We start from the raw sequence: 22,148 nt of genomic DNA on the forward strand, positions 1-22,148 counted from the left end.
CCTTTACTCAGCGGGCGTCTGCGATGCGGCGTGAAGCCGTTGGCTGTCGATGTCGATCGGCAGTGTGGCGGATACCGATGTCCCGTGACCTGCCGGACTCGAGAAGCGCAGCTGCCCGCCGAGCGCCTCCACCCGGTCGGTGAGGCCCACCAGCCCGGAGCCGAGGTCTGGGTCCGCTCCCCCGACACCGTCGTCGCGGACCGCGACCACGAGGATCTCCCGCCCGGTCGTGTCGTCGACCGCGATGTCCACGTCGACGTCGACCGCGGAGGCCTCAGCGTGCTTGGCGGCGTTCGTAAGCGCCTCGGATACGACGTAGTACGCGGCGACCTCGACGCAGTCGGGCATCCGGCGATTGGGCCCCGGACTGACAGTGACCGGGACGGGACTTCGACGGGCAAGCGTCTTGAGCGCGGCCATGAGGCCGCCCTGGGAAAGGATGGACGGGTGGAGGCCCCGGGAGATCTCCCGCAGGTCACCGAGGACGTTCGCCAGGCCCTCGCTCGTCCGGGACAGCTGGGCCCTGAGCTCGCCGGACTCGGCGGGCAGCGATGCCTCCGCTGCGCGAAGTTCCAGGCCGAGTGCCACCAGGCGCTGCTGTACGCCGTCGTGGAGGTTGCGTTCGATGCCGCGGCGGGCCTCGTCGGCGGCGACGACGATCCGGGCCCGCGACGCGTTGAGCTGCCTGCGGCTCTCGGTGTTCGCGACCGCGGTGGCCAGGAGCTCGGTGAACTGCGCCAGCCGCTGTTCGGCGCCGGACGGCGGTGGTTCGCGCCGCGACCACAGCGCCACGAGCGCGCCCCACACGTGGCCGCTCACCGTGATCGGCGCGGCGACCGACGAGTGGTACCCACGCGCCCGCGCCACGTCGGCGAGCGCGCCGCGGCGACCGTCGTAACTGTCCACGCGGGCCGGGCGGGAGGAGCGGAGTACCAGTTCCGTGACGCCGCCTTCGACGGCAAGCCGCTGGCCCAGCGACGGCTCGACGCCGGCCGTGCTGTGCTCGGCGACGACGGTGGCGGTGCCGGGATTCTCCTCGCGCATCAGCATGGTGGCGTCCGCGTCCAGCAGCGACGCCGTCTCGGCGGTGACGGCGGCGACGACGCCGGCTGGCGGCTCACCACGCGCGACGAGTACCGCGACCCGCCGCAAGCTCGCCTGCTCAGTCGCGAGCGCGCGCAGCTCGTCCTGGCTCGCCCGGAGGGAGATGCCGATCTCCTCACGGTCGATCGCGGTCACGAGCAGCCGCTCCAGGCCCGGCACCACTCCTTCGCGCAGCCGCCGCTGGATCGGCTCCGGCAGGTCGGGGGGAAGGATGAGGTTGCTGGTGCGGGCGCCGTAGCGCAGCGGGAGCGCCAGCCGGGGCTCGTCGCCCGGGACGCCGTCGCGCTCGATCGCCGCGTACGGCAGCCGCATTGCCCGCGCCAGGCAGCGCGAAGCCTCTGGCAGTACCGCACCCAGATCCTCCGCGCCCAGCATGAGGTGCGCCAATTCGGCGTGGAGGTCGGCCTCCTCGCGGCGTTCGGCCAGCCCGGCCGCTCGGGCACGGGCCAGCCGCGCCATCGAGCCGGCCAGCAGCGACACCACGAGAAACACCGCGAGTTCCACCCACTCCTCGGCGTTCGTGATGTCGAGGTTGCGAACGGACGGGACGTACAAGATGTTGTAGGTAGCCGCGCTCGCCACTGTCACCGCCATTGCGAGCCACAGGCCCCAGATCCAGGAGACCACCAGCACGCCGAGGATGAAGATCACCACCAGGGCATCTGGCGACGCGACGCGCGCGAACACGTACACCAGCAGCGTCTCAACCACGACGAACAGCGCCCCGGCCGCGATCCCCAGCGCAAGCGGCGGGGGCTTCGCCCGCACCAGCCAAGCCTCCATAACCGGCCCCATTCTCCCGGGACGCGTACTGCGGCACGGTCGGATCACCTCGCCCCGCCGCCGTGCCTGCAATTTCCATTCTCCTGCTCGGGCCGGTGACGCGATCGCCGGTATGGGGCTGCAGTGCTCCCGTGGCGGCGTCAGGCATCTGGGGTTCGCGCTGGCCGCCGTGGGTGGGCCGGTGGTCGCTGGTGCTTCTCATTCGCCATGTGGCGTTTCGGGCCTCCCCGCGCCGCAGTCGCGCCCTACGTCGCCGCCCAGCTCCTCGGCTCCCTGCCGGGCACGCTCGCGGGCCGCGCGGCGTGGAGGTCAGTCGTAGCCAGCCCGCCGGTCGACGACGCCGCGCTGCGACCCGGCAATTTCGGCCAGCTTCGCAAAGGCCCCATGCATCGGCACGCACAGCGTCGTTGTCGTCCACTGCCATGCGCTCACGGCCGGTCCAGGACGGCCAGAGCGGTCGCGCCGACCCGCAGCGCGGACTCGAGCGCGGCCAGCACGTCCCGGGCCGGGGCGGGCACGGCCCGCGGGCGGACCTCCGCGAACAGCTCGGCCCGGCGGCCCAGCAGGGTTTCGAGATCGCGCGCCGTCACCGAGAAGTCGAGCCCGTTGGTTGCGTCGTAGGTGCGGGTGGCGCGCACGCGGTCGTCGGGGTCGAGCACGGAGGCCTCGACCCGGAGGATCCTCCGCTCGCCGCCCTCGTAGACCTCGGCCGATCCGTGGCTCCAGTGCCGCAGTACCGCCGTCGGGGGCGTCAGCTCGGCCATGGCGGGTGCGGCGGTGATCGGCTCGGCGTGACGCTCCTGCGGCCGCAGGAGCATCTCGAACGCGGCGAGCGGCTCCCCGGGCGCGGCCGCGGACCCCAGCGTGACCCGCAGCCGCACCCGCTCGCACGTGCGGTTGGTGAGCTCCAGCGCCGTATCGGTGAGCCGGATGTGGATGACGTCGGATGCCCGCACGGCGGGTGAAGCGACGGACGGCGGCGCCGGAGGCGGCGGGGCGGGCCGGGCGGCCGAGGCCCCTTGTCCGACCCCGACCGCGAGCTCGATGAGCGAGGCGACCTGTCGCGCCACCTCGGCGCCGTGGCGGGCGTGTACGGCGTCGAACACGAGCACGACGTCGGCGTCGGGGTGGGCGGCGATGACCGCCGGCGCCTCGGCCGATCCGGGCGGGACCGCCATGACGATGACCGCGGGCCGGACGGAGAGCTTGTGCAGGGACCGCTCCGGGCGGGGCTCGGCGCGCTCGCGCCACTGCATCACGGCGGCGCGCAGGCCAGCACGGGCCGGGACGCCGCTCTGCGCGGCCGAGGCAGCGGCGCCGCGTCCGTTGACGTGCTCGACCCGGCGGCCGCTCGCCGCCGCCAGCGCCGCGCCGACGTACAGCTCGTGTGTCGAGACCGATCCGCCCGGGGAGAGCACGGCCACCGGTCCGGGCCGGGGCGCCACGGTGGCCGGGATGACCACGACCATCAGCAGCCGCGAGTTCGCCAACTCCGCGGATGCCTCCGTCGCCGCCGCCAGGCCGCCGGCACCACCGGTACGCCATGCGGGCGCATCCCGTCCGCCGCCGACGACCACGGCCAGCGCGTCGTGCGCGGCGCCGAACCGGATGGCGCCGGCCAGGTCGGGCAGCTCGCCCGCGGCCGGCTCGCCCCGGACCTCCGGGTGAGCACCGTCGCCACGGACCGAGATGCCCAAACCGTGCAGCCGATCCCGAGCCGCGTCGTCGAGCCGGAACGGCGGTGCGAGGACCGCAGTCGTCCGCATCCCGTCAGCCCGATGCCGCTTGGCGAAGGGTCTTGGGGGTGCCGCCGGCCCGCCGCGCGAGCTGCGCCCGCAAGCGGGAGGCAGTGCCGAACCCCGACCGCTCGGCGACCTCGGCCACGGTCAGCGCACGATGCGCGGCCAGCAGGTCGCGGGCCGTGGCCAGCCTGCGCTCGGCCAGCATTGCCGCGACGCCGCCGTCCGGGGCGTGCCGGTGCAGCTGCCGCCGGGAGATCCCCAGCTCGCGGGCGACCTGCGCAACGTCCAGCCGGGAGTCCGTATGGCGGGCCTCGACGAACGCCCGCAGCCGCGCCGCCATCGTCGCCTCCGGCGGCGCCGGACGGCTCGCGTCCGGGTGTTCGAGCACGATGCCGCGCAGCAGGCTCAGGAGCACGTCGTCGACGCCGAGCCCGAACCGGCGGCCGCCGTGGTCCAGGTCGTTCAGCAGGCCGGCCATCATCGAGCGCGACGCGCGCACGAGAGGGGTCTGGTGCAGGTTCGTCGCCGGCGCCAGCGAAGCGTTCGTCACCCGCGTCAGCGGCGCGGCGAGGGCCAGCGTGCGGCCGCCCCGCGACTCCGGGGGGACCGCCCGCGGATGCGTCACCAGCAGGGAGCCCGGCGGTCCGGCGGCCGGGTTGCCGGGGTCGCGCTCGTCGAGGCGATGGACGAGCAGCAGCCGCGGTTCGCGCGAGGGCCTGCCCAGCAGCAGCCCCGTGATCGCGCCGAACCCGCCGGTCACGATGGAGCACTCGGCGTGGAGGCGATCGGAAGCACACACCGGCCCGCAGTACCCGCCCCGGACGGGTGCATGTCGCCCGGCCGTGAGGGTCACCCCTGGTCGAAGCGCACCCGGATCTTGACCAGGGCGGCGTACACGCTCGTGCGGTCGGCCAGGTAGGCCGAGATGGCGTCGGCGTCGGCGCCACCCGACAGGGGTGCGGTGCCGATCACGAGCACGATGTAACGCCGGCCGATCGCGTTCTTGGTCCACTCGTCGGTGACCTGATGGCTGAGCCACACCCGGTCGGGGGTGCAGAGCTCGACCCGCATCGCCTTCAGCGAGGCGTAGAGGGTGTCGGTGCCGATCGGCAGGATGTCCCGGCCGGCGTCCAGCCGCCGCAACCCGAGGTGCTCGACAGCGTCCGCGAACGTCCCGTCGTCCGGGGCGGTGCTCGGGTGGACCATGACGAAGGCCGTGGGCTCACCGAAGGGGTTCGGCGCCGACCACGCCGTCACCCCGACGTCGAGCGCCGTGGTCGTCCCAGGAATCGGCTCGGTCACGCTTGGAACCTACCGATCCCCGCCGCCCGTACGCCGGGGGCTGTGGGGCCTGCCCCCGGATCTCGCCCCGGCGCCACGCTCAGGTGAGAAGTCCGGCGATGGCCGGTACCGTGCCATGGCCTCACCGCCGCGCCTTGGACTGGTCGTACCAGACGACCGGCGCCGGCGTCTCCTCCAGCGGCAGCGACTCGACGAACTGGGTGGTCACGTCGAGGTGATCGGCGACGACCTTGGCCGGGTTCGACGCCAGCCACTTGTTGGCGGAGATGTCGGAGTACTCCGGGTGCTTGAACACCTCGATGAAGATCAGCTTCTCGTCGCCGATGTTCTGCACGTAGTGCCCGGCGACCAGCGGCACGATGCCCACGTCACCGGCCGTGAAGTCGAACGTCCGCGACAGCCCGTTGGAGTTGAAGATGGTCATCCGGGCCTTGCCCTGGATGTAGTACTGCCACTCCGCGGCCTTCGGGTGCCAGTGCAGCTCGCGCATGCCGCCCGGCTCGACCTCGACGATCGCCGCCGAGATCGTCTTCGCCGCCGGGAACCGGTTGACGTCGACGATCCGCACCCGCCCCGCTTCGGACTCGATCGGCTCGACGTCCTCCATGTGGAGGGTGAACGGCGAGGGAACCTTGCCCTGCGGCACCGGACGGTCGACCTGGGCGATGGGCCCCGGCAGATCGGCCTGGAAAATGTACTTCTCCTTCTTCGGGAATTCGCCGATCTCGGCCACCGACTTCTTCAGGTTGGCCGCCACGACGTCCTGCGGCGTGTGCGCGAACCAGTCCGACAGCAGGAACGTGAAGTTCTCGGAGAAGTCCGGATCGCTGAACACCAGCAGGAACTCGACGCCGTCCTCCAGGCCCTGAATGGAGTGCGGCAGTCCCGCCTCGAAGTTCCAGATGTCGCCCGCCTTGACGTCGTCGATGAACGAACGGCCCTGCTCGTCGATCGCCGTCAAGCGGCAACTGCCAACGAGCACGAGCCCCCACTCGGCCTCCTTGTGCCAGTGCAGCTCGCGGTAGGCCCCCGGCTCCAGCGCCATGTTCACGCCGGCCAGGTCGAGCGACGCCGGGATCTCGCGGTTGGTCACCTCGCGGGCCCACCCTCCGTTCTCCAGGCGCTGGTGCGCGTCGGAGAAGGAGTACCGCATGTTGGGGAACGTGCCATTGTCGGTGGCCGGCGGGATGAAGATGTCCGGGTTCTCCTGGTCGCGCCGGATGTCCCGGGGGCCGAGGTCCAGCCATCCCTTGCCGTCGGACTCCCGGATGGGGTGAGGCGGGCTCTTGACCTGCGTCATGACGAGTCCTCCTGAAGTTCCGCGGTTGCCTGAACCTCCAACGTAGGTACGCGACGGCGGCGCCCGGCCCGCGTGACCCAAGTCCGATGCCGCGATGGCCCGGAACCGAGGTTCGCAGCGCCTGGACCGACCGGCATCGATGCCGTCAGGCTTCCGACTTTCATGAGCGCGGTTGAGCGTCCGGTGAGGGGGAACTCCTGCCACGACGTCCTGAGAAGGCACACCTCCGGCGCGCCGACCGTCGTGAACCTGCAGGCGGCCGCCGTACGAGGCGTTGCGCAACTGCGGTCTGACCGTGCACGTGGGCACCAAGCCGCCGGAGAATCGGGAGCACGGGAATTGCCGGCTCGGGTTTGGAGCTGATCGAACGGGCGACCACGAACACGGAGGTGCATACCCATGACATCCACCGCTTCGCACCAGCAGCCGATTCGCGTCGGTGTCGTAGGGCTGAGCGCGAGCGGCGGGTGGGCGGCCTCCGCCCATGTGCCGGCGCTGGCCGGGCTCGACGGCTACGACTTGCGGGCCCTCGCTGCCAGCAGCATCGAGTCGGCGCGGGCGGCCGGCGAGAAGTACGCGGTGCCGCTGACCTTCAGCAGTGCAGCGGAGATGGCCCGCCACGCGGAAGTCGATCTCGTGGTGGTGACGGTGAAGGTTCCGCAGCACCTGGAGCTCATCCGACCTGCGCTCGAAGCGGGAAACCCGGTGTTGAGCGAGTGGCCGCTCGGTGTCGACCTCGCGCAGGCCGAGGAGTTGGCCGGCCTTGCGCACCGCAGGGGGCTGCTGACGGCTGTCGGCCTGCAGGCCCGGTCGGCTCCGCCGCTTCGCTATCTGCGGGATCTGGTCGCCGAGGGCTACGTGGGCCGGGTGCTGTCGACCAGCATGCTCGGGTCGGGCGGGGCCTGGGGCGCCACCTACGACGACGGCCATGCGTACGTGCTGTACGCCGGGAACGGCGCGACGCTGTTGTCGATTCCCTTCGGGCACTCGGTCGACGCGCTGGCCATGGTGCTCGGCGAGTTCCGTGAGGTATCGGCGCACATCGAGAATCTGTGTCCCGAGGTCACGCACGCGACGAGCGGGGCGGTCGCGCCCAAGCACACCGAGGACCAGGTCGCCGTCACCGGTCTGCTCGAGTCGGGGGCCGTGGCGGCAATGCATTTCCGCGGTGGCATGCCCTCCGCGACCAGGTTTCACTGGGAGATCAACGGCACGCAGGGCGATCTCGTCGTCAAGGCCGACCGTAGTCTGTTCGGGGGTCGCCTGCGGCTGTACGGCACCCGGGGAAACGGCGGCGGGTTGACCGAACTTCCGGTTCCCGCCCACTACGAGCGGTCACTCCCGCAATGGACCGGGCGGTCCGCCGAGCCCGCCTACAACGTCGCTCACGCGTACGCGCTGCTGCGCGACCAGATCACCGGAAGCCTCCCGCCGGACACGGACGGCGTTCCCGGCTTCGAGCACGCCGTCCGGCGCCATCGCATGCTGGAGCAGATCCGGCAGGCGGCCCGGACCGGCCGGAAGGTCACGCTCGCAGAGCGGGGAGCCTAGGCAAACAGCGGCCGGGCACTCGACGTCCTCCTCGGCCAGGCCGCCCGGGCCGGCCAGCGCCCGGGCGGTCCAGAACCTAGCGCGACGTCAGCTCCAGCGCGATGTCCACGAGCATGTCCTCCTGACCGCCGACCAGCTTGCGCCGGCCCGCCTCAACGAGCAGGCGGCGCGGGTCGACGCCATAGGTGGCCGCCGCAGCCTCGGCGTGGCGGAGGAAGCTGGAGTACACGCCCGCGAAGCCCAGCGTGAGTGTCTCGCGGTCGACCCGCACCGGCCGGTCCTGCAGCGGCCGCACCAGGTCGTCGGCCGCGTCCTCCAGCGCCATCAGGTCGCAGCCCAGCTCCCAGCCGCGCAGCGTGGCCACGGCGACGAACGGCTCGATGGGGCAGTTGCCCGCACCCGCGCCCTGGCCCGCCAGGGACGCGTCCACGCGGTACACCCCCTCCTCGACCGCGGCGAGCGAGTTGGCGACCGACAGCGACAGGTTCTCGTGGGCGTGGATGCCGATCTGCGTGCCGGCGCCGAGCACCTCGCGGTAGGCCCGGACGCGCAGCCGCACGTCCTCGGTGGTCAGCCGGCCGGCGGAGTCGGTGATGTAGACGCAGTGCGCGCCGTAGGACTCCATCAGCCGGGCCTGCGCGGCGAGCTCGGCCGGTGGCAGCATGTGGCTCATCATGAGGAAGCCGGACACGTCCATGCCGAGGTCGCGGGCGGCCGCGATGTGCTGCGCGGAGACGTCGGCCTCGGTGCAGTGCGTGGCGACCCGCACCGAGGTGACTCCGCGGGCGTGCGCCTCGCGCAGGTCGGCGACGGTGCCGACGCCCGGCAGCAGCAGGGTGGTGATCGTGGCCCGGGACGCGGCGGCGACCGCGGCGTCGATCCACTCCCAGTCGGTGTGGCTGCCCGGGCCGTAGGTGAGGCTGGACCCGGCGAGCCCGTCGCCGTGGGTCACCTCGATCGCGGCGACGCCGGCCCGGTCCAGGGCGGCGACGATCGCGCCGACCCGCTCCGGCGTGATGCGGTGCCGGATGGCGTGCATCCCGTCCCGCAGTGTGACGTCCTGGAGATAGATCGAGGTCACGCCGACACCTCCGCGATGCGCTCGGCGACCCGCATGGCCGCCGACGTCATGATGTCGAGGTTGCCCGCGTACGCCGGCAGGTAGTGCGCGGCCCCCTCGACCTCCAGGAACACGCTGACCTTCCACCGGACGTCGGCGTCGTCCGGGACGAGGAGCCGAACCTCGGCCGGGTCGACGGGGGTGAACTGCACCGCCTGCTTGAGCCGGTACCCGGGCACGTATGCGGCGACCTCCGCGACCATCCGCTCGACCGACTCGCGGACCTCGGCATGGTCGGCGTCGCCGATCAGGCACAGCACGGTGTCCCGCATGATCAGCGGCGGGTCGGCCGGGTTGAGGATGATGATGGCCTTGCCCCGGCGGGCCCCGCCAACGGACTCGATCGCGTGCGCCGTGGTCTCGGTGAACTCGTCGATGTTCGCTCTGGTACCGGGACCAGCCGACCGCGACGCGACGGTGGCGACGATCTCGGCGTAGGCGACCGGCGTGACCCGTGCGACGGCGGCGACGATCGGCACCGTCGCCTGGCCGCCGCAGGTGACCATGTTGATGTTCGGGGCGGACAGGTGCTCGTCGAGGTTCACCGGCGGGATCACGAACGGCCCGAGCGCGGCCGGCGTCAGGTCCACGATCCGCCGGCCGTACGGGGCGAGCGCCGCCGCGTTGGCGACGTGCGCGGCGGCGCTGGTCGCGTCGAGCACGATCCCGACCTTCTCGAACTCGGGCATCCGGATCAGCCCGTCGACGCCCTCGGCGGTGGTGGCGACGCCCATGCGCCGCGCCCGGGCCAGGCCGTCGGACGCCGGGTCGATGCCGACCATGGCCGCCACCTCCAGCGGTCCCCGGGCGCGCTTGATTTTGATCATCAGGTCGGTGCCGATGTTGCCCGACCCGATGATCGCCACGTGATGCACCATGTGAGCCTTGTCAGCCTTTCTTCGAGAACGTCGCGGACACGCGACCGAGCGGGCCGATCTCTGCCTCGAACCGGTCGCCGTCGCCGACGGGGACCATGGGCCCGAGGGCGCCGGAGAGCACGATGTCGCCGCGGCGCAGCGGCGCTTGGAGGGTGATCGCGGTACGGGCGAGCCAGGTCAGGGCGTTGAGCGGATCGCCGAGGCAGGCCCGGCCGTCGCCCTCGCTGGCCAGGGTGCCGTTGCGGTACATGCGCATCGGCACGTCGGCGGGCGTGAACTCGGCCAGCCGCAGCGGGGTGTCGCCGAGCACGAAGACGCCGCTGGAGGCGTTGTCGGCGACGGTGTCGGTGATGCCGATGCGCCAGTCGGCGATCCGGCTGTCGACGACCTCGAGCGCGGCGACGGCGTGGTCCACCGCCGCCCGCACCGCCGCCGGGTCGTCTTCGGTGATGTCGGCCCCGAGCACGAACGCGATCTCGGCCTCGGCCTTCGGCTGCAGGAGGGATTCCAGCGGTACCGCGGATCCGTTGCCGAAGCGCATGTCGTCGAAGAGCACCCCGAAGTCGGGCCGGTCGACGCCGATCTGCCGCTGGACGGCCTCGGAGGTGAGGCCGATCTTCTTGCCGACGATCCGCGCGCCGCGGGCCAGCCGCCGCGCGGTGAGCAGCGACTGCACGGCGTAGGCGGCGTCGACGTCGGTCGGGCCGATCAGGTCGGCGACCGGCGCGCAGGGCACCCCGTCGGCGGCCGCCCGGTCGAGCCGGTCGGCGGCCGCCACGACCTGCCGGTTCATGCGGCCACCAGGAGGTGGTCGAGGACGACGCGGTCGAACGCCGCGCGCTGCTCCCACTGCGGCCAGTGGCCGGCCCGGTCGATGAGCGCGAACGTGCCGTGCGGCAGCTGCTCGGCCATCGCCATGCCGGCGGCGGCCGGCCCTGACGGGTCGTCGCTGGTCCAGACCACCACGGCCGGCGCCGTCACCGACGCCAGCTCGTCCGGGGTGATGAGGTTGCGCCGGCGCACCTGCGGGTCCTGCAGGCAGAGCAGGTGCCGCATCGAGGTGGCGAACCCGGGCTGGGCGTAGATGGCCCGCCGGATCGCCACGAGCTCGTCGGTCACCGAGCCGGGGTCGGCCATGAGCCAGTTCAGCCGGGCCCGGATGCGCTCCGGCGTCGGGTCGTCGGCCGCCTCCTGGCTGAGCGTCCGGATTCGCTCCATCACCTCGGGGGTCGCCATGGTGCCGCCGGGCGTGTTCAGCACCAGGCGGCCGACCCGGTCCAGATGGGCCGCCGCGAACTTCACAGCGACCCATCCGCCCAGCGACTCGCCGCTGAGGTGGGCGCGCTCGATGCCGAGCGCGTCGAGCAGTCCGAGGAGGTGCCCGACGTAGTCGGCGATCTCCAGGTCCCGGGTGGCGAGCGTGGTGCGGCCGTGGCCCGGGAAGTCGTAGGCGACGACCCGGAACCGTTCGGCGAGGGCCGGCACGTTGCGCGCGTACGCCTCCAGGTGGCCGCCGGTGCCGTGCATGAGCACGAGCGGCTGGCCGGTGCCGGCCTCCAGCACCCGGGTCGACCAGGGACCGACCTGCACGGTGTGGACGCGGAAGGTGGTCAGCGTGGTCAGCGCCAGGTCGGTCCAGAGCGTCATGTCAGGAGCCCACCTGGTACTGGCCGTTGACCTGGGCGGCGGACGGGATGAACGGGAAGTCGTCCGGCGTCGGGGTCGGGGTGTGCTTGTCGGCGGAGTACGTGTACTGCTTCTCGGTCAGCCAGTAGCCGTCGTCGACCTTGAGGTTGTAGACGGCCTTGACGAGCGAGCCGGGCAGGTCGGCGAGGGCGCCGTCCTGCGACGCCGCGGCCGCGATCAGCCGCAGCTCGTCCCAGGCGAGGGCCGGCGTGGAGAGGCTGTTCTGGATGGGCTGGCCGCCGGAGTACCGCGTGATGAAGTCCTTGAACACCTTCGGCTGCTGCGCCTCCGGCACCGCGACCTCGACCTTGAACACGAGGATCTCCAGGTTCTTGTTCGCCTCCGGAGAGCCGTACTTGAAGGGGCCGCCCGCGGTGAGCGACATGCCGCTGCCGGCGATCGTCGGGACCGACACCGCGCCGGTCTGCACGCGGGCCTGCAGCAGCCGCACGGCGGCGTCGCCGGTGGTGTCGATGTAGACGACGTCGGGGTTGGCGTCGAGCATCCGCCGGTAGGAGACCGACAGGTCGATGTCGGTGGGGACGAACTCGAAGTTCTTCACCTCGATGCCCGAGCCCTCCAGCTGCGACTTGACCGCCGACACGACGCCCTTGCCGTACTCGTCCTGCGACACGAGCAGGCCGAGCTTCTTGGCGCCCTTCTCCTCGAGATGCTTGCGCAGGCCGGTCAGCTGGGCGGCGCTGTTCGGCACGCTCTGGAAGTGGTAGGGGTACTTCTGGGGGTCGTTGAGCAGCGGGCTGGCCCCGAACGCGATCGACACGACCTTGCTGCGGCTCAGCAGGGGCACCATGGCGAGGGCCTCGGCGCTGGTGCCGCTCGGGATGACGACGTCGGGCAGGTCCTTGCCGGACAGCTCCTCCTGCAGCAGGCTCACGGCGCGCCGCGCGTCGCCCTGCGAGTCCTTGACCTTGATGACCACGTTGCGGCCCTTGATGCCGCCGTTCTCGTTGATGGACTTGGCCGCGGCGTCGAGCGCCTTGGTGGTCGCGGCGACGGTCGTCGCGGCGGGGCCGGTGACGCCGCCGATGAACAGCACGTCGAAGTTCTCGGTGCTGCCCTTGGCGCCCTCGTCCTTGCCGCAGCCCGCGGCGAGCAGGACGAGTGCGGCACCGGCGGCGAGCAGGGCGCGGCGGGGTGTTCCAGGTAACGGCATGGCAGTGCCTCTTTCGGTCGGAAGGGGTGTATGGGTCACGCGAGTTCTTCGGCCATGTAGGCCCGCCGGATCGCCTCGCGGAGGCCCGGGTCGGTGGCTTGACCCGAATAGACGGTGCGGCCGAGGTTGAGCACCACGACCCGGTCGGCGGCGGCGAGCGCGAACTCCACCGCCTGTTCGACGAGCAGGATGGCGAGCCCGCGGGTGCGCAGGTCGCGGATCACGTCGAGGACCTGCCCGACGATCGCCGGTGCCAGGCCGGCGGACGGTTCGTCGAGCAGCAGGACGCGGGGGTCGGCGATGAGTGCCTGGGCGATGGCCAGCATCTGCTGCTGGCCGCCGCTGAGCTGGGCGGCGCGCAGCTTGCGCCGCTCGGCCAGCAGGGGGAACCGCTCGTACATCTGCGCCATGAGCTCGCGCCCGCGCGCCGTACTCTGTCCGGCGTAGGTGCCGAGCAGCAGGTTCTCCTCGACGGTGCGGGACCGGAAGATCCGCTTGCCCTCCTGCACGTAGGCGATGCCGGCGCGGGCGCGGCGGTAGGCGGGCAGCGGGCCGAGGTCGGTGCCGTCGAGCGTGGCGGCGCCCGACGTGATCTTGTTGAGCCCGGCGACGGCCCGCAGTGTGGTGGTCTTGCCGGCGCCGTTGCGGCCGAGCAGCGCGGTGACCGAGCCGGCTTCGACCTCGAGTGTGGCGTCGGTGACGACCCGCAGGTCGCCGTAGCCGCAGGCGACCTGCCGCAGTTCGAGGGTGCTCATGCCTTGGCCGCCTTCTCCGAGTCGAGGATCCGGGTGCCGGTGATGTCGCCGCCCTCGCCGAGGTAGGTCCGCACGACGGTGTCGTCGGTGGCGATCTCGGCGGGGGTGCCGACGGCGAGGACCCGGCCCTCGGCCAGCACGACGACGGTGTCGGCGACCGCCTTGACGAGCGAGAAGTTGTGCTCGACGAGGACCACGGTGATGCCGGCGGCGCGCATCTTGTCCAGCACGCGCACGAGGCCGTGGATGTCGTCCTCGTCGAGGCCGGACGCGACCTCGTCGAGCAGGACCAGGGCGCTGCCGCCGGCGATCGCCCGGCCCAGTTCGAGCATCCGGCGGGTGCCGAGGGCCAGGTCGGCGGCCGGGGTGCCGGCGTGCCGGTCCAGGCCGAGGGCCCGCATGATCTCCCGGCTGGTGCGCCGCTCCTCGGCCAGCGCCTTCCAGTGCCGGGGCAGGCGCAGCGCCGTGGCGAGCAGCGACACGGGATGGCTGCCGAGCCGGCCGGTGACGAGGGTGTCCTGCACGGTGAGGCCCTGCGGGATGAGCGGCGTCTGGAACGTGCGCCCGACCCCGCGCCGGGCGACCCGGTGCGCCGGCAGGCCCGAGATGACCTGGTCGCCGAGCGTGATCGTGCCGGCGTCCGGGGTGTAGTAGCCGGAGATCAGGTTCATGATCGTGGTCTTGCCGGAGCCGTTGGGCCCGACGAGCGCGGTGATCTGGCCGGGCCGCGCGTCGAAGGACACGTCGTCGACCGCGAGGTTCCCGCCGAAGCGCCGGGTCACCCCGCGCACGGCGAGCGCCTGGCCCTCGACGGCGGGCAGGTCGACGAGGTCCTCGCCGAGCGGGCCGGCGGACGCGGCGGGCGGCGTCGTGCGCCCGCGGACCCGCCGCCAGAGCCGGTGGGTGAGGCCGGCCAGGCCGTTGCGCAGCAGCAGCCCGCCGACGACGAGGAACACGCCGTAGGCCACGAGGGAGTACTTGTCGAAGACGGCGATCCGCATCGGCCCGACCTGCATCACGGCCGCGCCGATGAGCGCCCCGTAGACACTGGCCGATCCCCCGAGGATGCCGGCGGCCAGGATGACGATCGACAGTTCCAGGCCGAACGTCACCGGCGACAGGTAGGCGTCGAGGTAGGCCGCGAAGCAGCCGGCGATCCCGGCGGGGACGGCGCCGATCGCGTACGCGGTCATCTTGGTGCCGTGCGGCGACGTGCCGACGGCGGCGGCGAGGATCGGGCTCTGCTTGAGCACGAGCAGCCGCGCGCCGTGCCGGGACACCGCGATGTTGCGGAAGACCAGGAACCACAGCGCGGTGACGGCGATGACCACGACGTAGAACGCGTCCGGCTCCAGGTCGGTGCCGAGCAACGCCGGTGCCGGGATGCCGATCATTCCCTCGTAGCCGCCGAGGTGGTCGCCGAACGCGGCGACGATCGACGGGATGAGCAGGACGACGAAGAACGACGTGATGGCCAGGGTCCAGCCGCCGAGGCGCAGGCCGGGCAGGCCGGTGACCACGCCGACGACGACGGCGACGGCGATCGCGGCGAGCATCGTGACGAGCAGGTCGTTGATGACGGCGGTGGCGAGGTAGCCGGTGACGTAGGCGCCGGCCGCGTAGATCGGCACCTGGGCCAGGGCGAGCTCGCCGGCGTAGCCGAGGGTGAGGTTCAGCCCGCTCACCACGAGGGCGAGGATCGCGACGAGCGTGACGAGCCGCAGCGTGGCGCCGCTCGCGCCGAGCCACGGCAGGGCGGCGAGCACCCCGACGGCGACGATCCACGCGCCGGTCAGCGGCCGGATGGCCGTTCCCTGCGTCATACCGCTCTCACCTTCCGATCACCGAAGAGCCCGTGCGGCAGCGCCAGCAGGACGATCGCGAACACGACGAAGACGACGACGTCGCGGTAGAGGGGGCCGATGTAGCGGGCGCCGAACGCCTCGATGAGCCCGATGCCGAGGGCGGCGACGAGCACCCCGCGGTGGCTGCCGACCCCGCCGAGGACCAGCACGACGAAGCCTTTGACGGCCAGCAGCAGCGCGAGGGAGGTGACGGCGAACGTCTTGGCGACCAGCAGCGGCCCGAGCAGGCCGCCGGCGGCCGCCGCGGCCGCGAACCCCCACATCGACAGTCCGCCGACGTTGATGCCGCGCAGCTGGGCCGCCTCGCGGTCGTCGGTCTGCGCCAGGGCGGCGAGGCCGATCCGGGTGCGGTGGGTGACGAGGTGCAGCACGACCGCGAGCGCGACGGCGACGCCGACGATGATCAGGTCGAGGGGCTGGGCCCGGCCGCCGAGGACGACGACCGGCTGCTCCGGGCCGAAGAACGGCACCCGCAGCGGGTCGGTGCCGAACATGATGGCGATGACTCCGGTGATGACGGTCGCGACGCCGATCATCGTGACCAGTTCGGCGCTGCCGCTGGTGTTGCGCAGCGGCCGGATCGCGAACCGCTCCTCGGCCAGGCCGGCGAGGCCGGCGAGGACGAAGGCGATGATGAACACCACGGGCACCGGCAGGCCGCCGATGCTATTCGCCCAGTAGGCGACGAACATCCCGGCGACCATGAGGTTGGCGTGGGCGAAGTTGAGCACGCCGGACGCCAGGTAGGTCACGTTGTAGCCGAGCGCGACCATCGCGTAGATCGCGCCTGTCGTGAGCCCGGCGATGATCTCGGTCATGGCTGTCCTCCAGTCGGTGCGGGGTCGCCGAGGCTGCCGGTGCGGTGCGGCAGTTGCCCGGTGGCGACGCCGGCCAGGTAGCCGCCGTCGGCCCAGATCACCTGGCCGCTGACGTAGGCGGCGTCGTCGCTGCCGAGAAACGCGTGGACGGCTGCCTGCTCGCCGGGCGCGGCGACGCGGCCCAGCGGCTTCGGGATGGCGTCGAGGAACGCCTCGCCCCGGGATGCGCGGGACGCCTCGAGGATCGGGGTGGCGGTGAGGCCCGGGGCGACGCAGTTGATCCGGATGCCCCGGGCCGCCAGCGGGACGGCGTGCGTCATCGTGTACCACACGACCGCGTCCTTCGACACGGAGTACCCGGTGCCGATGTCCGCGGAGTGCTCCCGGCACCAGCGGGTCGCCTCGTCCCGGTCCCGGGTGGCGAGCAGGCCGGCGACGAGATCGCGCCGCTCCAGGTAGTGGGAGGCGGCGATGGACGCGGTGGTGACGATCGCCGCGCCGGCCGTCATCCGGGGCAGCAGCAGCTCGGTCAGCTCCCGGGTGCCGGCGAAGTTGACGCCGACGACGAGCGCCGGGTCGATCGCCCCCGACAGCCCGGCGACGTTGAACAACGCGTCGACCGGCCCGCCGATGGCTTCGGCGGCCGCCCGGGTCGAGGCGGAGTCGGAGAGGTCGGCGGTGACGAACCGGGCGACCGGGGCGGTCGTCGCGCTGATGTCGACGCCGATCACCTCGGCGCCGCGCTCGTGCAGCAGGTGGGCGAGGCGCTCGCCGATCCCCGAGGCGCAACCGGTGACCACGACCCGCCGCCCGGCGTAGGCGGCGCTCATGACATGGCCCCGGCGATGTCGTTGGCGGCGATGTACGCGAACGTCATCGCCGGACCGAGGGTGGCGCCCGCGCCGGCGTAGCTGCGGCCCATGATGGTGGCCGAGGCGTTGCCGGTCGCGTAGAGGCCGGGGATAACGGCGCCGTCGGCGCGCAGGGCCCGGGCGTGCTCGTCGGTGACGACGCCGCCGTTGGTGCCGAGGTCGGACAGGATCAGCTTGAAGGCGTAGTAGGGCCCGGGGCCGAGCGGCCGCAGGTTGGGCACCGGCAGCGTGACGTCGCTGTAGTAGCGGTCGTAGACGCTTTCGCCGCGGTGGAAGTCGTCGTCGCGGCCGGCCGCGGCGAGGGTGTTGTACCGCTCGGTGGTGTGCCGCATCCGGTCGGCCGGGACGCCCATCGCGGTGGCGAGCTCGTCGACGGTGCGGCCGGTGACGACCGAGCCCGACGCGAGCCAGGAGCTCGGCAGCTTCCGCCCGGTCGGCACCGGCGCGAACGGGATCCGCGGCAGCGGCAGGTGCCCGAACACGACGTACCGCCGCCAGCACCAGTCGTCGGTGACGAGCCACGACGGGATGTGCCGGTCACCGGCGATCATCGCGTGGCCGAAGTCCTCGTAGGGCGCGGCCTCGTTGATGTACCGCTCGCCGTGGCCGTTGACGATGAACTGGGCCGGCATCATCCGCTCGTTGAGGCTGAACTGCACGCGCCCGGGTGCCCAGGCGACCGCCGGGTACCACCAGGCGTTGTCCATGAGCGCGGTGCCGGCGCCGGCGGCCTGCGCGGCGACGATGCCGTCGCCGGTGTTGGAGGTGGCGCCGAGGCTGAGCCGGTGGTCGGCGAACGGCTGGTGGGTGCGGCGCAGCTGCGGGTCGTGGTCGAACCCGCCGGAGGCCAGGATCACCCCGCCGCGGGCCCGTACCCGGGTGACCGTGCCCTGGCGGGCGACCTCGGCGCCGATCACCCGGCCGGTGTCGTCGGTGATGAGCGACGTCATCGGCGACTCCAGCCACAGCTGCAGCTCCCGCTCGCGGAAGGCGAGCATCAGCCGGGCCATGAGCGCCTGGCCCATCGTGACGACCCGCTCGCCGAGCAGCCGGGCGCGCACCATGCGCCACAGCAGCCGGACGAAGACCTGCTTGCCCTTCCAGCTCTGGCGCAGGCGGTAGAAGTCGACGAGCTCGTTGGGCCCGATCCAGAACCCCTTCGGGCCGACCGCGTGCGGCGGCAGCAGCCGCGCAGCGTCCGCGCCCAGCGTGCGCAGGTCGATCGGCGGGATGTTGATGACGCTGCCTTCGGCCGAGCCGCCGGGCGTTTCCGGGTAGTAGTCGGGGTAGCCGGGCTTCCAGACGAACCGCAGGTGCTCGCTGGCGCCCTCCAGGAACGTCAGCATGGCGGCGGCGTGGTCGAGGTACGCCCGCAGCCGGGCCTCGCTCACCTCGCCCTTCGTGATCTTCTGCAGGTAGGTCAGGACGGCCTCGGGGTCGAGGCGGATGCCGGCCCGGGTCTGGGCGGGGGCACCGGGCACCCAGAGCCCGCCGCCGGACAGCGCGCTGGAGCCGCCGAAGTGGGCGGCCTTCTCGACGACCAGCGTCGAGAGGCCCCGCGCGGCGGCGGTCAGCGCGGCGGTCAGGCCGCCGGCCCCGGAGCCGACGACGAGGACGTCGACGGTGTGGTCGAAGCGGTCGTCAGGCATGCTCGCCCACCTCCACCCGCTCGTTGAGGGCCAGGGCGGCCGCGAGCCTGCGCGACACGTCCGACGCCTGCTGCGCGATCGACGCGGCGGCCACGCAGCGGTCGGGGCGCAGGAACACGACCGACTCGGTGTGCGCGTCGAACCAGGTCTTGAGCCGGCCGAGGTCGCCGACCACGAGGACCTCGGGCGGGAATGCGGCGCGGCCCAGCTGGGCCCTCGGCACGATCGCGACGAGGCGGGCGCCGAGCCCGCGCCAGATCTTCAGCGCGCCGTCGTCGAGGATCGCGGTCGGGTCGTTGTTCCAGCACAGCACCGCGAACCAGTCGCCGATCGCGTCGTCGAGCAGCGCGGTGCCGTCGGCGGTCTGCACCTGCGGCTGGATGAACAGCCGCCCGACCGGCGACTGCGGCCCGCTGATCGGCACGATGGCGCCGCTCTCGTACCGCGGCATCGGCTTGAACCGCATCTCGACGATGTACCGCTTGAGCGACGGCAGCAGCGACGCCGCGCCGGCCAGTCGGTCGCGCAGCCAGGCGAGCGGGCGGCTGCGGATCGAGATGATCCGCCCGACCGTGGTCGACAGCTCGATCATCGCCTTGGCGTGGCCGCGGCGCTCCGCGTCGTAGGTGCCGAGCAGGTCCTCGTGGCATGCGCCGGACACCACGGCGGCGAGCTTCCAGCCGAGGTTCGCCGCGTCGCGGATGCCGCTGTTGTACCCCTGGCCCTGCCACACCGGCATGAGGTGGGCCGCGTCGCCCGCGATGAGCACCCGGCCCCGGCGGAACGTCCCGGCGATGCGGGAGTGGTGCGTGTAGACGCGGTGGCGGATGATGCGCGCCTCGGCCGGCCGCGGGACGAACGGGGCGAGCAGCCGGTGCAGGAACTCCGGCCGCTCGACCTCCTCGTCGGGCTCGTCGGCCATCACCATGAACTCGAACCGGCGGATGCCGTGCGCGATGGAGATCGACGCGAAGGGCCGGGCCGGATCGGCGCCCACGTAGCTGTTGGGCGAGCCCAGCGGGTCGTTCTCGATGTCGACGACGACCCAGCGGGTCTCCGAGGTGGTGCCGTCGAAGGTGGTGCCGAGCAGCTGCCGGGTCATGCTCCGGCCGCCGTCGCAGCCCACGAGGTACCGCGTGCGCACCTCGCGGACCGAGCCGTCCGGCTTGCGCAGGCGGACCGTGACCGCGTCGGCGCCCGCCTCGTAGGTCTCCATGCGGACCTGCCAGGCGGTCTCGACCGACGCGTGCCGGGCGAGTCCGGTGAGCAGTTCGGCGTCGACGAGCGGCTGGACGAACCCGTTGCGCTTCGGCCAGCCGAAGTCGTTGCCGCTGGGGGCGATCTCGGCGAGCAGCCGGCCCTTGCCGTTGACGAACCGCAGGATCTGGTTCGGGATGGTGTGCCGCTGCACCTGGGTCACGAGGCCGATCGACTGGAACGTTCGCAGCGACTCGTCGTCGATGCCGACGCCCCGCGGGTAGTCGATCAGCGCCTCTCGCTCGTCGACGACGAGCACGTCGATGCCGCGCGCACCGAGGATGTTGGCGAGCGTCAGCCCGACGGGCCCGGCGCCGACGACGACGACGTCGACGCGGTCGCGGGGTGCGGCGGTGGGGGTCTCGTGCATCTTCACCTCGTGTATTTATCGCACAGGTGGTTGCGATAGTCGCACACTAACGAGCGTTATTGGCAACGTCAACAGCAGGGGCCCGGCCGCCGCAGCGAACCGGGCCCCGTCACGGACGTGCGGCTACCGCGGCAGCGCCGTGGTGGTGGCGAACCCGGCGAACCACTCCGGGATGGGCCGGTAGTAGCTGGACCGCACGTCGTACGGCCCCTGCGCGGCGAGCGCGGCATAGGCGGCGATCCAGGTGCGCACCTCGTGCGCCGAGTGCCCCGCCTCGGTCACGAACCAGTCGTTGTCGTGCCCGTCGACCGCGCCGAAGTCGCCGGCCGCGAGCGAGCGCAGCACCAGGTCGTCCCAGTCCGGGTTGAGCGGGCGGTACGGCCCCTCCCCCTGCGCGAAGTCGGCCGCCGCGGCGACGGTGCCGGACTCACGCTGGGCCCGCTGCTCGCGGGTCGGGTTGCGGCCGCGCTTGAGCCGCTCCACGACCTCGGGCGGCGCCTCGGCCAGGCGGGGCACCGGCGGGTCGTGCGACAGCCCGCCCGAGCCGACGACGAGCACCCGGCGGTCCAGTCCGCGGACCGCCTCCCCCACCGCCGTGCCGAGCAGCCGGGCCCGCACGGCCGGCCCGAGTGGCTCGGCGACACAGTTGATGAAGACCGGCACCACGGGTACGGCAGTGAGCGACCCGAAGAGGAAGGTCAGCGGCTGCACGAGCCCGTGGTCGACCTGCATGTCCTCGGAGACGGCCACGTCGACTCCAGCGGCGAGCGCGTGCTTCGCGATGGCGTACGCCGCGTTCCGGTCGACGTCGAGCGGCCCCGCCGGTAGCCCGTAGTCGCCGACCGAGCTGGCGGCGGCCCCGACGCAGAACGGCGGCATCATGTCGTAGAGGAAGCCGTTGTAGTGGTCCGGCGCGAACACCACGACGAGCTGTGGGTCGAACTTCTCGACGAAGGCCCGGGCCCGCGTCAGCACGCCGTCGACCTCGGCGCGCACCTCCGGCGGCGGGTCGTGCAGGCCGATCAGTGGCGAGTGGGATGTCGTGCAGAGCGCGACCGTCATGACATACTCCCGGTCTGGTATCGTTATTTACACGAGCCTGCTCGTTATATGTGCGCAGCGTACGCAGCGGTGGTGTGCCGGTCAATGCGCGAAAACCGGGCACCTCATGCGTTAATAGGCTTGCTTCGAGCGAGGGGGATGCGGATGGCGGAACAGACCGGACGCCCACAGGTGGGCAGCCAGACGCTGGCGCGCGGCCTGCGCGCGCTGCTCGCGGTGGTCGACTCGCCCGACGGCATGACCAGCCAGCAGCTCGCCGTCGAGCTCGGCGTGCACCGCTCGATCGCCTACCGCCTGCTGCAGACCCTCGCGGACTTCGGCTTCGTCGCCCAGAGCGCCGACGGGCGCTACCGGGGCGGGTCCCGGCTGGCCACGCTCGCCGACGCCTACCTGCCGACGCTGCGCGAGCTGGCCATTCCCGTCATGCGCGGGGTGGCCAACGAGATCGGCTGCACCGTGTCGCTGTTCGTCGCCGAGGGTGCGGAGGCGGTGTCGATCGAGCTGGTCGAGCCGACGACGGCGGCGCACCACATCGCGTTCAAGGCCGGGATGCGTACGCCGATCAACCGGGGCGCGGCAGGCTACGCGCTGCTGGCCGCCGGGCCGCAGGTCGCGGAGGAGCCGGTCGAGGTGACCCGGGCCCGGGAGCGCGGCTACGCGACCAGCTCCGGCGAGATCGAGCTGGGCGCCTACGCGGTGGCGGCGCCGATCCCGAACTCGCACCCCCGCGCGTGCCTCAACCTCATCACGCACCGCGAGGACCAGGCGAAGGCGGCGGAGAAGTTCATCCTCAACGCCGCCCGCCAGGTCGGCGAGGCCCTCAGCGAGTAGCCGAGGTCATCGCCCCAGCCGCGCCAACG

General features: G+C 72.5%; 20 protein-coding genes. 2 read left to right on the forward strand and 18 right to left on the reverse strand.

Going from position 1 to position 22,148, the window contains the following annotated elements; genetic code table 11:
• Positions 1-3: 3 nt before the first annotated feature.
• The 6 genes from ABD352_RS38130 to ABD352_RS38155 all read right to left on the reverse strand — a co-directional run bounded on the left by ABD352_RS38130 (position 4) and on the right by ABD352_RS38155 (position 6,231).
• Positions 4-1,887, reverse strand: coding sequence for a sensor histidine kinase (locus ABD352_RS38130; RefSeq protein WP_344617423.1), 1,884 nt, complete (start codon positions 1,885-1,887; stop codon positions 4-6).
• Positions 1,888-2,196: 309 nt separating this feature from the next.
• A complete protein-coding gene (locus ABD352_RS38135) occupies positions 2,197-2,319 on the reverse strand; it encodes a hypothetical protein (RefSeq protein WP_344617424.1) in 123 nt (40 codons plus the stop codon).
• Positions 2,316-3,653, reverse strand: coding sequence for a hypothetical protein (locus tag ABD352_RS38140; protein WP_344617425.1), 1,338 nt, complete (start codon positions 3,651-3,653; stop codon positions 2,316-2,318). The genes ABD352_RS38135 and ABD352_RS38140 overlap by 4 nt, the downstream gene beginning before the upstream one ends.
• A 4-nt stretch (positions 3,654-3,657) precedes the next feature.
• The gene (locus tag ABD352_RS38145) at positions 3,658-4,428 is read right to left on the reverse strand and encodes an AraC family transcriptional regulator (RefSeq protein WP_344617426.1); all 771 of its coding nucleotides are present in this window, start codon (positions 4,426-4,428) and stop codon (positions 3,658-3,660) included.
• A 50-nt stretch (positions 4,429-4,478) separates the two neighbouring features.
• A complete protein-coding gene (locus tag ABD352_RS38150; protein WP_344617427.1) occupies positions 4,479-4,931 on the reverse strand; it encodes a hypothetical protein in 453 nt (150 codons plus the stop codon).
• Between the two features lie 121 nt (positions 4,932-5,052).
• Entirely contained in the window at positions 5,053-6,231 is a 1,179-nt protein-coding gene (locus tag ABD352_RS38155; protein WP_344617428.1) for a cupin domain-containing protein, read from the reverse strand.
• Positions 6,232-6,630: 399 nt separating this feature from the next.
• On the opposite strand from ABD352_RS38155, the gene ABD352_RS38160 reads away from it, so the two are divergent.
• Positions 6,631-7,782, forward strand: coding sequence for a Gfo/Idh/MocA family protein (locus ABD352_RS38160; RefSeq protein ID WP_344617429.1), 1,152 nt, complete (start codon positions 6,631-6,633; stop codon positions 7,780-7,782).
• A 76-nt stretch (positions 7,783-7,858) separates the two neighbouring features.
• Here ABD352_RS38160 and dmpG read toward each other — a convergent pair whose 3' ends face one another.
• The 12 genes from dmpG to ABD352_RS38220 all read right to left on the reverse strand — a co-directional run bounded on the left by dmpG (position 7,859) and on the right by ABD352_RS38220 (position 21,288).
• The gene (dmpG, locus tag ABD352_RS38165; protein ID WP_344617430.1) at positions 7,859-8,863 is read right to left on the reverse strand and encodes a 4-hydroxy-2-oxovalerate aldolase; all 1,005 of its coding nucleotides are present in this window, start codon (positions 8,861-8,863) and stop codon (positions 7,859-7,861) included.
• Positions 8,860-9,780 (reverse strand): acetaldehyde dehydrogenase (acetylating), encoded by a 921-nt coding sequence (locus ABD352_RS38170; RefSeq protein WP_344617431.1) that lies wholly within the window; start codon positions 9,778-9,780, stop codon positions 8,860-8,862. The genes dmpG and ABD352_RS38170 overlap by 4 nt, the downstream gene beginning before the upstream one ends.
• Positions 9,781-9,790: 10 nt before the next feature.
• On the reverse strand, positions 9,791-10,573 hold the full coding sequence (locus ABD352_RS38175; RefSeq protein ID WP_344617432.1) for a 2-keto-4-pentenoate hydratase: 783 nt from the start codon (positions 10,571-10,573) through the stop codon (positions 9,791-9,793).
• Positions 10,570-11,427: an alpha/beta fold hydrolase gene (locus ABD352_RS38180; protein ID WP_344617433.1), complete on the reverse strand. Its 858-nt coding sequence runs from the start codon at positions 11,425-11,427 to the stop codon at positions 10,570-10,572. The genes ABD352_RS38175 and ABD352_RS38180 overlap by 4 nt, the downstream gene beginning before the upstream one ends.
• Position 11,428: 1 nt before the next feature.
• Positions 11,429-12,640, reverse strand: coding sequence for an ABC transporter substrate-binding protein (locus ABD352_RS38185; RefSeq protein ID WP_344617434.1), 1,212 nt, complete (start codon positions 12,638-12,640; stop codon positions 11,429-11,431).
• Positions 12,641-12,675: 35 nt separating this feature from the next.
• The gene (locus ABD352_RS38190) at positions 12,676-13,395 is read right to left on the reverse strand and encodes an ABC transporter ATP-binding protein (RefSeq protein WP_344617435.1); all 720 of its coding nucleotides are present in this window, start codon (positions 13,393-13,395) and stop codon (positions 12,676-12,678) included.
• A complete protein-coding gene (locus ABD352_RS38195; protein ID WP_344617436.1) occupies positions 13,392-15,218 on the reverse strand; it encodes a branched-chain amino acid ABC transporter ATP-binding protein/permease in 1,827 nt (608 codons plus the stop codon). The genes ABD352_RS38190 and ABD352_RS38195 overlap by 4 nt, the downstream gene beginning before the upstream one ends.
• Complete coding sequence (locus ABD352_RS38200) at positions 15,215-16,078, reverse strand: branched-chain amino acid ABC transporter permease (protein ID WP_344617437.1); 864 nt, start codon at positions 16,076-16,078, stop codon at positions 15,215-15,217. The genes ABD352_RS38195 and ABD352_RS38200 overlap by 4 nt, the downstream gene beginning before the upstream one ends.
• Positions 16,075-16,908 carry a coniferyl-alcohol dehydrogenase gene (locus tag ABD352_RS38205; RefSeq protein WP_344617438.1) on the reverse strand — a complete coding sequence of 278 codons (834 nt, stop codon included), beginning with the start codon at positions 16,906-16,908 and terminating at the stop codon, positions 16,075-16,077. Before ABD352_RS38205 ends, ABD352_RS38200 begins: the two co-directional genes overlap by 4 nt.
• On the reverse strand, positions 16,905-18,599 hold the full coding sequence (locus tag ABD352_RS38210) for an FAD-binding protein (RefSeq protein ID WP_344617439.1): 1,695 nt from the start codon (positions 18,597-18,599) through the stop codon (positions 16,905-16,907). Before ABD352_RS38210 ends, ABD352_RS38205 begins: the two co-directional genes overlap by 4 nt.
• Positions 18,592-20,226: a bifunctional 3-(3-hydroxy-phenyl)propionate/3-hydroxycinnamic acid hydroxylase gene (locus ABD352_RS38215; protein WP_344617440.1), complete on the reverse strand. Its 1,635-nt coding sequence runs from the start codon at positions 20,224-20,226 to the stop codon at positions 18,592-18,594. The genes ABD352_RS38210 and ABD352_RS38215 overlap by 8 nt, the downstream gene beginning before the upstream one ends.
• A 123-nt stretch (positions 20,227-20,349) precedes the next feature.
• The gene (locus ABD352_RS38220; RefSeq protein ID WP_344617441.1) at positions 20,350-21,288 is read right to left on the reverse strand and encodes a 3-carboxyethylcatechol 2,3-dioxygenase; all 939 of its coding nucleotides are present in this window, start codon (positions 21,286-21,288) and stop codon (positions 20,350-20,352) included.
• 144 nt (positions 21,289-21,432) lie between these two features.
• Between ABD352_RS38220 and ABD352_RS38225 the strand changes: the two genes are divergently transcribed.
• Positions 21,433-22,119 carry an IclR family transcriptional regulator gene (locus tag ABD352_RS38225; RefSeq protein ID WP_344617442.1) on the forward strand — a complete coding sequence of 229 codons (687 nt, stop codon included), beginning with the start codon at positions 21,433-21,435 and terminating at the stop codon, positions 22,117-22,119.
• Positions 22,120-22,148 lie beyond the last annotated feature (29 nt).

The sequence above is a fragment of the Dactylosporangium salmoneum genome (genome assembly GCF_039532525.1).
Taxonomy (GTDB): Bacteria; Actinomycetota; Actinomycetes; order Mycobacteriales; family Micromonosporaceae; genus Dactylosporangium; species Dactylosporangium salmoneum.

Coding starts and splice junctions, on each gene's coding strand:
- ABD352_RS38130 (WP_344617423.1), bottom strand. CDS start 1,887: ATGGAGGCTTGGCTGGTGCGGGCGAAGCCCCCGCCGCTTGCGCTGGGG.
- ABD352_RS38140 (WP_344617425.1), bottom strand. CDS start 3,653: ATGCGGACGACTGCGGTCCTCGCACCGCCGTTCCGGCTCGACGACGCG.
- ABD352_RS38155 (WP_344617428.1), bottom strand. CDS start 6,231: ATGACGCAGGTCAAGAGCCCGCCTCACCCCATCCGGGAGTCCGACGGC.
- ABD352_RS38160 (WP_344617429.1), top strand. CDS start 6,631: ATGACATCCACCGCTTCGCACCAGCAGCCGATTCGCGTCGGTGTCGTA.
- ABD352_RS38170 (WP_344617431.1), bottom strand. CDS start 9,780: ATGGTGCATCACGTGGCGATCATCGGGTCGGGCAACATCGGCACCGAC.
- ABD352_RS38175 (WP_344617432.1), bottom strand. CDS start 10,573: ATGAACCGGCAGGTCGTGGCGGCCGCCGACCGGCTCGACCGGGCGGCC.
- ABD352_RS38180 (WP_344617433.1), bottom strand. CDS start 11,427: ATGACGCTCTGGACCGACCTGGCGCTGACCACGCTGACCACCTTCCGC.
- ABD352_RS38185 (WP_344617434.1), bottom strand. CDS start 12,640: ATGCCGTTACCTGGAACACCCCGCCGCGCCCTGCTCGCCGCCGGTGCC.
- ABD352_RS38190 (WP_344617435.1), bottom strand. CDS start 13,395: ATGAGCACCCTCGAACTGCGGCAGGTCGCCTGCGGCTACGGCGACCTG.
- ABD352_RS38195 (WP_344617436.1), bottom strand. CDS start 15,218: ATGACGCAGGGAACGGCCATCCGGCCGCTGACCGGCGCGTGGATCGTC.
- ABD352_RS38200 (WP_344617437.1), bottom strand. CDS start 16,078: ATGACCGAGATCATCGCCGGGCTCACGACAGGCGCGATCTACGCGATG.
- ABD352_RS38205 (WP_344617438.1), bottom strand. CDS start 16,908: ATGAGCGCCGCCTACGCCGGGCGGCGGGTCGTGGTCACCGGTTGCGCC.
- ABD352_RS38210 (WP_344617439.1), bottom strand. CDS start 18,599: ATGCCTGACGACCGCTTCGACCACACCGTCGACGTCCTCGTCGTCGGC.
- ABD352_RS38215 (WP_344617440.1), bottom strand. CDS start 20,226: ATGCACGAGACCCCCACCGCCGCACCCCGCGACCGCGTCGACGTCGTC.
- ABD352_RS38220 (WP_344617441.1), bottom strand. CDS start 21,288: ATGACGGTCGCGCTCTGCACGACATCCCACTCGCCACTGATCGGCCTG.
- ABD352_RS38225 (WP_344617442.1), top strand. CDS start 21,433: ATGGCGGAACAGACCGGACGCCCACAGGTGGGCAGCCAGACGCTGGCG.